Annotated in this window: 9 protein-coding genes; 1 reads left to right on the forward strand and 8 read right to left on the reverse strand. The window is 48.5% G+C overall.

All coding sequences use genetic code 11. From position 1 onward, the window contains the following. Positions 1 to 8 precede the first annotated feature (8 nt). From HNQ56_RS09685 to HNQ56_RS09715, 7 genes are all read right to left on the reverse strand, one after another. A complete protein-coding gene (locus tag HNQ56_RS09685) occupies positions 9 to 938 on the reverse strand; it encodes an ABC transporter permease (protein WP_429145052.1) in 930 nt (309 codons plus the stop codon). Positions 939 to 1,114: 176 nt separating this feature from the next. Beyond that, positions 1,115 to 2,953 carry a cache domain-containing sensor histidine kinase gene (locus tag HNQ56_RS09690; RefSeq protein ID WP_429145054.1) on the reverse strand — a complete coding sequence of 613 codons (1,839 nt, stop codon included), beginning with the start codon at positions 2,951 to 2,953 and terminating at the stop codon, positions 1,115 to 1,117. Positions 2,954 to 3,012: 59 nt separating this feature from the next. Then, positions 3,013 to 3,834, reverse strand: a complete 822-nt coding sequence (locus tag HNQ56_RS09695; protein WP_429145056.1) for a response regulator transcription factor — start codon at positions 3,832 to 3,834, stop codon at positions 3,013 to 3,015. 306 nt (positions 3,835 to 4,140) lie between these two features. After that, positions 4,141 to 5,577, reverse strand: coding sequence for an adenylosuccinate lyase (purB, locus tag HNQ56_RS09700; protein ID WP_429145638.1), 1,437 nt, complete (start codon positions 5,575 to 5,577; stop codon positions 4,141 to 4,143). A 36-nt stretch (positions 5,578 to 5,613) separates the two neighbouring features. Then, positions 5,614 to 7,053 (reverse strand): amidophosphoribosyltransferase, encoded by a 1,440-nt coding sequence (gene purF, locus HNQ56_RS09705; protein WP_429145058.1) that lies wholly within the window; start codon positions 7,051 to 7,053, stop codon positions 5,614 to 5,616. A 171-nt stretch (positions 7,054 to 7,224) separates the two neighbouring features. Further along, on the reverse strand, positions 7,225 to 7,932 hold the full coding sequence (gene purC, locus HNQ56_RS09710) for a phosphoribosylaminoimidazolesuccinocarboxamide synthase (protein WP_429145060.1): 708 nt from the start codon (positions 7,930 to 7,932) through the stop codon (positions 7,225 to 7,227). Between the two features lie 172 nt (positions 7,933 to 8,104). Next, positions 8,105 to 10,498 carry a bifunctional glycosyltransferase/CDP-glycerol:glycerophosphate glycerophosphotransferase gene (locus HNQ56_RS09715; RefSeq protein ID WP_429145062.1) on the reverse strand — a complete coding sequence of 798 codons (2,394 nt, stop codon included), beginning with the start codon at positions 10,496 to 10,498 and terminating at the stop codon, positions 8,105 to 8,107. 220 nt (positions 10,499 to 10,718) lie between these two features. Between HNQ56_RS09715 and HNQ56_RS09720 the strand changes: the two genes are divergently transcribed. Then, on the forward strand, positions 10,719 to 11,909 hold the full coding sequence (locus tag HNQ56_RS09720) for an SLC13 family permease (protein WP_429145064.1): 1,191 nt from the start codon (positions 10,719 to 10,721) through the stop codon (positions 11,907 to 11,909). Between the two features lie 27 nt (positions 11,910 to 11,936). On the opposite strand, the gene HNQ56_RS09725 is transcribed toward HNQ56_RS09720, so the two are convergent. Further along, the gene (locus tag HNQ56_RS09725; RefSeq protein WP_429145065.1) at positions 11,937 to 12,761 is read right to left on the reverse strand and encodes a hypothetical protein; all 825 of its coding nucleotides are present in this window, start codon (positions 12,759 to 12,761) and stop codon (positions 11,937 to 11,939) included. Between the last annotated feature and the right edge of the window lie 122 nt (positions 12,762 to 12,883).

Consider the following 12,883-nt stretch of genomic DNA (forward strand, 5'->3'; position numbering starts at 1 on the left):
CCCTTTCATTAAAACAGTGAATAATTGGCATCCTTTTTCTTCACAACCCAGTTGGCAATCAGAATGGTAATAAAGCATAATACCGACTGATAGAAGCCAATGGCTACCGTCTGCCCCACATCCGTAGCCGCTATGGTCATTCGGAACACATAGGTATCGATGACATCCGTCTTCCCAAACAGCGCGCCGTTCTGTCCCACCAGCTGATAGAACAGATCCAGATTGCCCCTAAAGACCTTGCCCAATGCCAGCAGGATCAGGGTGATCGCCGTGGGAAGGATGCTGGGAAGGGTGATAAAGCGTATTCTTTGAAAGATATTGGCTCCATCAATGGCTGCCGCTTCATGGAGGGAACCGTCCACTCCCAGGATTGCCGCCAGATAGACCACCACGCCATAGCCCACGCCCTTCCAGGCGGAAAAGGCAATGATAATAAACGGCCACCAGCCGGCCTCCCCATAGAAATTCGCCGGATCTGCACCAAGCTTCTGCAGAAGCGAATTCAGGGTGCCTGTCTCATAGGACAGCAGGCTGTAGGCAATGGAGCCCACGATTACCCAGGATATAAAATACGGCAGAAAAATAATGGACTGAGTAAGCTTCTTCAGCCATTTTCCGGCCATTTCACTTAAGATAACAGCCAAAGCGACCTCCAGCGCGGTGTTGATAACGATAAATGACAGATTATAAAGGGCCGTGTTTCTGGTAACGCTCAGGGCTTTGCCCGAGGCGAAGAAAAACCGGAAGTTATCCAGCCCCACCCAGGGACTTCCGAAAATTCCATCGGAATAATTGAAGCGTTTGAACGCCATAACCAGCCCGCCGATGGGCAGATACGAGAATATCAGCACCAGCGCCGCAGAGGGCAGCAGCATGAGAAGCATTGTCTTATAACGAAAGAGTTTCCCTAAAAAACCCTGTTTTTTATTTTTCTTCATGGATTCTGCGAATCTCCTTCCTGTTTTCGGGTATTTAATTTAAATGCCCCTATCTTCTTCCTGTAACTATTTTAACAGGGATAGGGGCTGGTGAAAATCTGAAGGTATTCATATCTCACGGTAAAATATGAATATACTGCTTCTTCTTTGAGTAAATTGCACAAAAGTGAGGGTTCTTATTGCTTCGGCAGGCGCCGTCCCCGGGGAAACCGGACGGTGACACAGGTTCCTTCCCCCACCCTGCTCTCGCATTCCAGGCCATAGGCCTCGCCAAATATCAGCTGCAGCCGGGCATGGACATTTTTCATTCCATAGCCGGAACCGGAGAGAGAGTTGTCCATGACCCTGGCCAGGGTCTGGGCATCCATGCCCGCTCCGTCGTCCATGACCTTAATGCAGACGGTTCCTTCCTCTTCCTCATAGCCCAGAATCCGGATATTCCCCTGCTTGCTCTTCTTCTCCCAGATCCCGTGCAGTATGGCATTCTCCACCAGGGGCTGAAGAATAATCTTCGGCACAAGGCTGTCCTTGAGGTCCTCCTCCACCTCCTCCGTATAAGAGATCTTTCCCGGAAACCGGATATCCTGGATCTTGATATAATAACCGACATGCTGCAGCTCTTCGCCCAGCGTCAGGCTATCCTTTCCCTTGTTTAGAATCAGACGGTAGTATTTAGACAAGGATATCACCGCGGTATGAATGTCCTCGGTCCTCCCCGCATAGGCCAGCCAATTAAGCATTTCTAACGTATTATAGAGGAAATGCGGATTGATTTGTGATTGCAGTGCCTTTAGCTCCGCGCTTTTCAGATGAATGCCCATGCGGTATTTTTCATCCATCAGCTCACTGGTGCGGGTAATCATTTCATTGTAATTATCATAGAGCATACCGATCTCATCCTTGGTGTCATTCTCCAGATGGGCCTCCATATCCCCGGATTTCACCTGGTTAAAGATGTCATTCATCCGGGATAACCTTCGGACAATCCAGGAGATAATAAAGGCACCTCCTGCAATGGTCAGCATGCCGAATAAGAGCATCAGCCCAGCCACCATGTACTGGAGCCTGGCAATTCCTGACACCATGTCGGCCTTGGGAATGACCGTCACCATCTCCCAGTCCGTGTTACGTATCTTATTGCGCATACAGTATACTGTCTTCTGGTTCAGCTCCGTCTCTGCCGGTTCGCTCTGCTGTGCATACCGGGAGTACTTAAACTCCTCTGTCAGCTCTTCTGATAAGCCTATAGCCTCCAGCTTCTCCTGGCTGGAGGCTGCCACAATCAGATCTTCCTTGTTCACCAGATAGGAAACGGCATTTTCCGTAGGTGTTGCATTCTGCAGAATCTTCTCCAACTCCTCAATACCGATATCCATACGCAGGACACAATTGCGCAGACGGTAATTGCTCTCCTCCGCAATATCCCTTACCAGGGCCACATACCGTTCCTGCTTTCCCTCCTCCAGATAGATTCCGGGTGCAAAATACACCTTCCGGTTCCCCTTTTTCTGATACCACAGGGCATTGTCCGCCTCCGAAAGAGGATGGATGTAATCACCGTCTGCCAGAAGATCATCTCCCCCGGCAATATAAATATGAATCCGGATGCTGCGGGTGCTGCTTTCCACACTCTGAAGATAGCTGCGGATCGCCTCTCTGGAGGCCAGCTGCTGGTGCTGATCGGTTATGGCAGTACTGCTTTTCCTTATCTCCGCTTTCAAGGTGGGGCTGGTAACCACCACATCCGTGCGCTGTATCATCTGAAGTATCTTGTATTCCAGATAGGATTCTGCCTGCTCATAGCTCTGCATAGCGGAATAGCGGATCTTCTCCAGCATGCTGCCGGACACCTCCGCGTAGATAATAATACTGATCATAAACAGGGGCAGCACAAATAACACGCTGTAAAACACCAGAAGCTTCTTTTTCAAGCTCAGGTCCTTAAAGCGCTGTTTATATACTTTCTGTCTGGTTTTTCCTCTTTTCTCTTTCCTCTTTCCCTGCTCTCCTTCCATGAAGCTCCTCATATTGTAACCTTTCCGCAAAACCTTGTGCGGTTCCGCTTCAAAGCATTTTATTTTCTTTCCGAATTGTTATGGATGCATTCCTTCAAATAATCTGCCGGTGTTATGGCCTCGTACTTTTTATATATTTTTATAAAATAGCTGCTATCTGCAAAGCCTGCCTTTTCCGCTACATTTTTTATCTTTACCTGGGGATTCCGGCGCATGTATTCCTTGGCCCATTTCAGCCGGGTGCGGATAATGCACTGATTGATGGTCTCGTTCTTCTCCTTTTTAAACAGCCAGCACATATACTGCTTGGTCAGCTTAAAATGATCCGCCAGCTGGGTCAGGGAGAGATTCATATCAGAGAAATTGTCCTGGATATAGCGCTCGATCTTATCTGCTAGATGCATGGAGGACTGCCAGGATGCCGGAATCAGATCCTCCTCCGGGATCTCCTCCAGATATTCTTGAAAATGCGCCTTATATTCTTCTTCTATAGCCTCCCTGCGCTTTTCCTCCTCCGTCTGGAGAATAGACTTTTTTAAATTATCCACCAGCTCCGAAGGTTCGATGGGCTTCTCGATATAATTTACTGCTGACAGCTGAATGGCCGATTTCAGATACTCCTTATCACAATAAGCGCTGATGAAGATAAAACGGCAGTTCTTTAACTGTTTGCGTATCTCAAATGCCATGGTGATTCCATCCATCCTCGGCATTCTTACATCCGCCATAATAATATCCGGCTTCAGCTCCAGGGCTTTTTGCAGTCCCTCTTCTCCGTCCTCTGCCGTAACAACTTCCCTAATCCCAAGCCTTTCCCAGGGAACACTCATGAGTATTCCTTGCCTGGTCAGCTCCTCATCCTCTACCAATAATACCTTCACCCCGACTCCTCCTTTCTGATACTGGTTTGTTTTTCTACTAATTGCATATATTTTGCCCGGTTTTTTTCTATTTATATATACATAATAACAAAACTTTATAAAAGTAAAAATGGTATTCTATTCTGATGTCATGGTAATTTATGAATATAATGTATTAAATGCCATGGAAGGACTATAAGCAGCCGCTGCAGAATAAAAAAGGAGGGTGTATCTCCCCCCTTTTTGCTTTGCATATGACTATCTTATAACCTTCCTGCCAGAATACGAATCCGCTTCCTTTGATGCAAGTATCTGTATGAGCCCCCGTCACACCTTGATATCCGCCGTCATTCCGAGATATTCCCCGTTCTCCTCCAGAATCGGGCGGATTACTTCGTTCACAAACTCCTCGGTCTGCTCCCCGGCTCTTCCGATATACAGGGCCGGATCCATGGCGGCTTTCAGCTCCTCCAGACTCATACGGAATGCAGGATCTGCCGCAATCAGCTCCAGCAGGTTATTATCCAGCCCCTTCTCCTTCACGTTCCGGCCTGCTTCCATGGACAGGGTCCGGATTCTCTCGTGAAGTTCCTGCCGGTCTCCTCCGGCCTTTACTGCCGCCATCATGATGTTCTCCGTCGCCATGAAGGGAAGCTCTGCCATCAGACGCTTCTCTATTACCTTTGGATATACCACAAGACCGTCCGCCACATTCAGGTACAGCTCCAGGATGCCGTCTATTGCAAGAAATGCTTCCGGAATGCTGATTCTCTTATTGGCGGAGTCATCCAAAGTTCGCTCAAACCACTGGGTCGCCGCGGTAATGGCTGGATTCACCGCATCCGCCATCACATAATTAGCCAGGGACGCAATGCGCTCGCTTCGCATGGGATTTCTCTTATATGCCATGGCAGAGGAGCCGATCTGATGCTTCTCAAAGGGCTCCTCAATCTCCTTTAAATGCTGGAGCAGGCGGATATCATTGGAGAATTTGTGGGCACTCACCGCAATGCCCGACAGCACATTGAGCACACGAAGGTCAATTTTTCTGGAATAGGTCTGGCCTGCTACGGGATAGCAGCCGGAAAAGCCCATTTTCTCCGCTATCTTCTGATCCAGCTGCTTGATCTTCTCATGGTCCCCGTCGAATAGTTCCATAAAGCTTGCCTGGGTGCCGGTGGTTCCCTTGGAACCCAACAGCTGCATCGTATCGGTCACATAACACAGATCATCATAATCCAGCTTCAGTTCCATCAGCCACAGAGAGGCTCTTTTACCCACTGTCGTAGGCTGGGCCGGCTGGAAATGGGTGAAGGCAAGGGTGGGAAGACTGCGGTATTCCATGGCAAAGGCCGACAGCCTGTCCATGACATTGACCAGCTTCTTCTTCACCAGCTTCAGTGCCTCGGTCATAATGATCAGGTCGGTATTATCTCCTACATAGCAGGAGGTAGCCCCCAGATGAATAATTCCCTTCGCCTTGGGGCATTGCTCGCCGTAAGCATATACATGGCTCATCACGTCATGGCGTACCAGGGCTTCCCGCGCCTTCGCCGTCTCATAATTGATATCGTTCTGAAAAGCCTTCAGCTCATCGATCTGTTCCTGGGTTATGTTTAATCCCAGCTCTTTCTCCGTCTCCGCAAGCGCCACCCAGAGTCTTCTCCAGGTTCTAAACTTCATATCCGGGGAAAAAAGATACTGCATCTCCTTCCCGGCATAACGCTCCGATAAAGGTGACATATACTCGTCATTATCCATTATTTCTGTCCCTTTCTATTTCCATTGAATTCTGCCAATCTACACTTCATAATCTCCGCGGATATCCTCTTTCGGCGGTTCCACCGGATAATTCCCGGTAAAGCAGGCATCGCAGTAGCCGGTATCTCCGCCGATCATATCGCTTAGCCTCACCATATCCAGATACCCCAGGGAGTCCGCTCCGATCATTTCACAGATCTGCTCCACCGTATTATTATGGGCAATCAACTGATCCCCGGTGGGTACATCGGTCCCAAAATAGCAGGGATAGAGGAAGGGAGGGGAGCTGATTCGCACATGAACCTCTGTTGCTCCGGCCTTCTTCAGCATCTTCACGATCTTGGCACTGGTGGTCCCTCTTACGATGGAGTCGTCAATCATTACCACCCGCTTCCCGCGCACCACCTCCGGCAGCACATTCAGCTTAATTCGCACACTGGAGACACGCATGGACTGCTTCGGCTTAATGAAGGTCCTGCCCACATAGCTGTTTTTCACAAATGCCATTCCAAAGGGGATTCTGGATTCCATGGCATAGCCCATGGCAGCGGCATTACCGGAGTCCGGCACTCCCACTACCACATCCGCTTCCACCGGATTGGCCTGGGCCAGAATTCTTCCCGCCATAATTCTGGAATTATAGACGCTGACACCGTCAAAGGAAGTGTCCGGTCTTGCAAAATAAATATATTCAAAGATGCATTTGGCAATCTTCTGTCCGCACTGGGAGGTATCGGAATGGATTCCGTCCTCATTAATCATAACCACCTCGCCCGGCAATACATCCCGGACAAATTCCGCATCCGCGGCATAGAGAGCCGCCGTTTCCGAAGAAAGGATGTAGGCATTCCCCTTCCTGCCGATGCAAAGAGGATGGAAGCCAAAGGGATCCCTGGCTCCGATGAGCTTTCTAGGACTCATGATGACCAGGGAATAAGCACCGCTCATCTTCTTCATAGCCCGTGCCACCGCCTCTTCTGCCGTAGCGCTGTTCAGACGCTCTCTTGCAATATGATAGGCAATGACCTCCGTGTCAATGGTGGTCTGGAAGATGGCGCCGGTGCGTTCCAGCTCCCGTCTCAGCTCTGGCGTGTTCACCAGATTGCCGTTATGGGCAAGTCCAAGAGTTCCCTTGATATAATTCAGAACCAGGGGCTGAGTATTGTTAATGCTGCTTTCCCCCGCGGTGGAATAACGGACATGTCCGATGCCGATATTGCCGCCCACCAGGCCCTCCAGATTCTCCGGGGTAAACACCTCGCTTACCAGTCCCATTCCCTTCCAGGCCCGCACCTTGCCCTTGGGTCCCCTGGTATCGCTGACCGCCATTCCGCAGCTCTCCTGCCCTCTGTGCTGAAGAGCGAAGAGACCGTAATAAATCGAGGTGACCACATCGCCGCCATCCAAATCATAGACGCCGAACACCCCGCATTCCTCATGTAATTCTTCCGGATGATACTGATCGAATTCTATATTCATGAACTTATTCCTTTCCCTGCCACAGGCTGATCTGTTACTTGCAAACCGCTCCGGTCTTTCATTGAGGAGAGGCTGCCTGCGGCAAACAATCAAGTATCGCAATGATATCGTTACCGCCCATACCACTCCTTATACGATTGCATGCCCCTCAGAACAGCCTCATCGATTATTCTATTGAATTCCCAGACGCTTGAATACTTCCTGGTAGGCATCCTCAACCTTGCCGAGATCCCTGCGGAAACGATCCTTATCCAGTTTTTCATGGGTATTGATATCCCATAATCTGCAGGTATCGGGAGAGATCTCATCCGCAAGGATGATCTTGCCCTTATATCTGCCAAACTCTATTTTATAATCAATCAGCTCAATGCCGATGCTCTCAAAATACCTGCGCAGAACCTCGTTCACCTTAAATGCATATCCGGTAATCTCTTCGATCTCTTCCCTTGTGGCGATGCCGATGGCAATGGCATAATAATCATTGATCATGGGATCACCCAGGGCATCATCCTTGTAGGAGAATTCCAGCGTAGGGCTGATGAGACGGATTCCTTCTTCCATCCCCAGCTTCTTGGCAAAGCTTCCGGCGGATACATTTCTTACGATTACCTCCAGCGGAACAATCTCCACCTTCTTCACCGCGGTCTCCCGGTCACTTAATTCCTCCACATAATGAGTCGGAACTCCTTCCTTCTCCAGCAGGCGGAATACATGGTTGGACATTCTGTTGTTGATTGCCCCTTTTCCTACAATGGTCCCTTTCTTAATTCCGTTGAATGCCGTAGCATCATCCTTGTAGTCTACGATTAAAACATCTTCCACATCCGTTAAATAAACCTTCTTTGCTTTTCCTTCATAGAGCATGTCTAATTTTTTCATCGTAATTACCACCTATCCTTTGCCTTCTTCTCTCCTGTTTTGTCCTGGCCTCCACATACCGGGCACAGCCTGCCACATCTTTCATTATAAAGGAACGGGATAAGAACACAATCGTTTTTTCCTTCATTTATTCATTAGAAAATATAATAAATGACGTATTTTGATAGGGGAATCAATTCAAATTAAACACACGTTTTGCAATGTTCTCCGCGGCATGGCCGTCCTCCAGGGAACAGAAGCGCTCATAGAAGTCCTCGTACTTTTCCCTGTACTGCTCTGTGATATCTTCGATGTCCCTGATTGCATCCACCACCTCTTCATTAGTGAACAGCAGCGGACCGGGAACCTCGGTTTCAATATCCATATAGAAGCCCCGGAGCATGTCCCGGTATTTATCCAGATCATAGGTATAGAATAAAATCGGGCGTTTCAGGTTCGCATAGTCGAAGAATACGGAGGAATAATCTGTAATCAGCAGATCTGAAATCAGATACAGCTCCGAGATATCATCATATTGGGACACATTATAGGCAAAATCCTCCAAACCTGTAACATCCAGGGAATCCGCTATAAAATAATGCGTTCGCAGCAGCACCACATAATCCTTTCCCAGCTCCTTCTTCAGCAGATGAAGATCCAGCTTCAGGGCAAATTTATATTCGCCGCGCCCGTAATACTCATCGTCACGCCAGGTAGGAGCATACAGAATGGTCTTCTTATTCTCCGGTATCTTCAGCTTTCTCCTGATCTTTGACGCAATCTCATCCCGGTGGGGACTATGTAAAATATCATTCCTGGGATAACCGAACTCCAGCATTTCCTTATCAAAGAGGAAGGCGCTGCGGAAGGCTTCACTGGAGAACTTGTTGGCGGCCACCAGGTAATCCCATACTCTTGACTGCTTATAGAATTGTGCCTTATATAAAGGAGATGCTCCCATTACCTCCTCCTGGTCGAACACCAGCTTCTTCAGCGGGGTGCCGTGCCAGGTCTCCAGGAATACATTGCCCTCCCTCTTCCGCATCCACTCCGGCTGGCGTACGTTAAAGACATTGTACTTGCAGCGGGCCAGATAGTAGCAATAGCGTATGCTGAATCGCTTTACCCTGGTATGGCGGTACGGAATCTCCGTCCTGTGGTTGACCACCCAGATAAAGCGGTATTTTCCGGGATAGTTTTTGCACAAATATTCATAGATATACTTGGGACTGTCAGAATAGCTCTTGCCAAAAAAGCTCTCACAGATAACCCAATTCTCTTTTACGGCCATCTTCGTAAAGAATTTATGATACAGATAATAGGCAAATACCCTTTTGTTTTTCTTAATCTTTCGGAATTTCTTCTTTCCCAGATGCGCGCTTACAATTACTGTTGCCTTCCGCACATTATTTTTAAGCAGAGCTTTTACAATTCTCTTCTTATAGCCCCTCAGTCCCTTAATCTTATCGGGATCCACCTCTTCCATAGCGCTCCTCATCACCTGGAAGCGCTCCGTACGCCAGACATCCTTCTCACTGCGGCGAAGCCTCGGTGCATAAGTACCGGAATAATAGGCAATCAGCTTACTCTCCAGATACCCCCTCAGGACAGAATTCTCTCCGGTGCAGCTTCGTGCCTGCCGGTATGCCTGGATATACTCCTCGAATTTATCCTCTGTCTTGGATTGGCATATGGCGGGAAAATGAATTGGATCATTATGCTTTCTCTTTATGTAAACCGCTTCCGGAAGATGGGAACATCTCTTCACCGACTGCAGGGCCTGTATCACAAAGGTGGAATCAGAAAAAAAGATATAATCTTCGTTAAAACGAATCCCCCTGTCCTGCAGAAAGCTCCTGCGAAAGAGGATTCCCAATACCGAGACATTATGAAGCCCCTTTCTTGTAACAAGAAGGGAATGATACGCCTCCGCAATCTTGGCAAGAGCTTCCTCATCTACCTCCTCCTGTGCTGCAGCTGCCAGCTTCGCCTGTACCTTCAGGATCTTCCTCTGCCGGCGGGTCAGTTTGGGGGCGTCTTCCTCCTGGAAGGTATCCATGATATCCAACTCGTCCTGTTCTCCATGGTCATCCCCATTCTCTGCCTGCTCCTGATCCTGCTCCTCCTGTTCCTTTTCCGCAAGGGAGGAAAGGTAGACGATTCTCCGGAACCAGGTGCTCTTCTTCCTGCCATAGGTAAAGTCGGCATCCTGCTCTTCGGCTTCCTGAAGCAGCAGCTCCAGGGTTCCGTTCATAATATAATCATCACTGTCCAGGAAATATACGTACTTACCGGCAGCCGCGTCCAATCCTGCGTTCCTGGCAGCCGCCACCCCGCTGTAGCCCTTAAACTGCTCCTCCGCCTTCGCTTTTCCGTATCTGCGGTCTTTTAACCGGGCTTCATTCAGCGTGATAGGCTTCAGATTTAAATCCTTATATTCGCTGACCAGTCCTGAAATATCCTCTTTCACATGATCCAGTACCAGTATGGTTTCAAAATCACTCAACCCCTGATCCCGGATACTCTCCAAACAATCCTCCAAAAAATGTATTCCTTTATGAAAAGGAACAATAATACTTAACCTCACAGTTGCACCTTGCCTTTCTTCGTTGGAGTATTGGCAGCATTATGCTTTCCAGATCGATTTTAACAAAGTTTACCTTGGTATGCAATATCTTTTATTTTATACATTTTTTTCAATCTTTTAAGGCAATAATTTGTTGCATTTTCCCGTTAGGCGCGATAAAATACCTATCGTATGACGGGCAGCAACAAAAACGTCCGTTCTGCCAGGGAGGATCCCATTGTTGAAGAACTATTATAATACCGTAAAGCATTTTTTCCTGAAGGAAGCCGTATTATGCATCTCTGCCCTGGCTGCCGTCATTACTATGTTTTTTGTACCCCCAGGCATGAATTATCTTGCCTATATTGATTTCCGGGTGCTCACTCTCCTCTTCTGCCTTATGGCGGTCGTGGCGGGCTATAACAAAACCGGAGTCTTTCTTCTGCTTTCGGAGAAAATACTCCTGCGAACCGCCAATGTCAGATCTCTTGGTCTGGTATTGATCCTGATGTGCTTCTTCTCCTCCATGTGGATTACCAATGATGTTGCCCTGATTACCTTCGTTCCCTTTGCCATCCAGATTCTCGCCATGACCGGACAGGCACGGCATATGATTCCAATCGTGGTTCTGCAGACCATTGCAGCCAATTTAGGAAGCATGCTTACCCCCATCGGCAATCCGCAGAATCTGTACCTCTTTTCCCAATATAATCTGGGCATTGCGGATTTCTTTCTCCTGACCCTGCCCTATGCTCTGCTCTCCCTCCTGCTATTGTGGGCTGCGGCAGGCTGCCTGCCCAAAGAGCCTATCCGCTTCGCTCTGTCAGCCGTACAAAAAACAGACAAGCATAACCTCCGTACGATTGCAATGTACAGCGGTTTATTTCTTGTCTGTCTGGCATGTGTATTACATCTGGCGGATTACCGTTTTACCCTGTTGACGGTTCTTCTGGTTATCCTTCTGTTTGACCGTGAGAAAACCTTCCGCGAGCCATTCTTGTTTTTAATGAAAAAGGTAGATTATTCCCTGCTCCTTACCTTCGTCTGCTTCTTCCTCTTTGTGGGCAATATCGGGAATATTCCGGTGATCCGGGACGGGCTTGCCGCTTTGCTGACCGGCCGGGAGCTTCCGGTATCCGTTCTAGCAAGCCAGATCATCAGCAATGTCCCGGCCGCCGTCCTGTTATCGTCCTTCACTCCGAATTACAAAGCTATGATTCTGGGAACCAACCTGGGCGGCCTTGGCACCCTGGTAGCCTCCCTGGCCAGTCTGATCTCTTACCGGTTCTATGCCCGCACAGAGCAGGCGCAGCCAGGTAAGTATCTGAGGTTATTCACCCTCTATAACCTTGGTTTTCTGCTCCTGCTCTGTCTCTTTTACTATGTCATGAACATAGACCATGTTCATGATCTTATTGCTCCATTCGCATGATTCAAGCAAGCTTGATCACGCTGTTTCTTAACTGATCCATTCTCCTTCCCTGGTGATCTCCCAGATCCCGTTTTTCAGCCTGGCAGTTACCTCATTTGCGCCGATGGCTCCTTTCCCGCTCCTCCATTTGCTGATGCCGCAGGTAATTGTTTCCTTTTTATCATCATATTTCACTCCGGTTAGCTGAATGAGTATCCCTTTCGGGAAATACAGCTTTTCCTTATTGATTATGCCCTGTTCAGCCAGTTCGTCAAAGGTTCCCTCGATCACTTCAAAACCATAAGCCTCTTTGACCCGGGCAAAAATCATTTCCTTGTCCTTATCCGTTACCCCGGTCCACTCCGCGGTATCCAGAGCAATGGTATCAATATCGCCGTTCAGCCCGGTATCCTCCTGATAAATATCATCAATCAGAGCAAGATAACCCTCCGGCAATGGATTATGCCCCACCCTCTCCACTTTGGAGGCAGTGATCTGCGCAGGATAGGATTCCAAAATAACACCATTGTAAGTAATTACAAGAATATCCCATGGCTTCAGCTGATCAAGGGTAATAGCTTCCCCCTTTTCATTCACAAGCTCTGCTCCGGCAGTATTTACTGTTATTTTATCTGAGGATTTTCTTTCGCCGCTGTCCTCGCTGGGCGCAATCAGCAGGCTATCTCCAGCCTCTATCACCTCCGCACGGAAGGAATACTGTTCCTCCTCACCGCCCTGCGGGTTAATATCTGCCGCACCGGTATCCCCTTCTATTCCCGGGCTTTCTTTTCCCTTACGATCTCCGGCGGCACAACCTCCCAGCAGCAACACCAGCATTAAAATTATGGATAGATATCTTATCCGTCGTCTCATAGCAATCTCCCCTTTCCTGAATCTCTTACTATATAATAGACGCTCCCCGGGAGGAAACCGTTCCATAATCTTTTCATCCTGTGAAGCCCTCCTGTGAAAAGCACCCTGCGCCCCAGAATACA

It is taken from the genome of Anaerotaenia torta (assembly GCF_050433395.1).
GTDB lineage: Bacteria > Bacillota > Clostridia > Lachnospirales > Lachnospiraceae > Mobilitalea > Mobilitalea torta.

Coding starts and splice junctions, on each gene's coding strand:
- purC (WP_429145060.1), bottom strand. CDS start 7,932: ATGAAAAAATTAGACATGCTCTATGAAGGAAAAGCAAAGAAGGTTTAT.
- HNQ56_RS09725 (WP_429145065.1), bottom strand. CDS start 12,761: ATGAGACGACGGATAAGATATCTATCCATAATTTTAATGCTGGTGTTG.
- HNQ56_RS09685 (WP_429145052.1), bottom strand. CDS start 938: ATGAAGAAAAATAAAAAACAGGGTTTTTTAGGGAAACTCTTTCGTTAT.
- purF (WP_429145058.1), bottom strand. CDS start 7,053: ATGAATATAGAATTCGATCAGTATCATCCGGAAGAATTACATGAGGAA.
- HNQ56_RS09690 (WP_429145054.1), bottom strand. CDS start 2,953: ATGGAAGGAGAGCAGGGAAAGAGGAAAGAGAAAAGAGGAAAAACCAGA.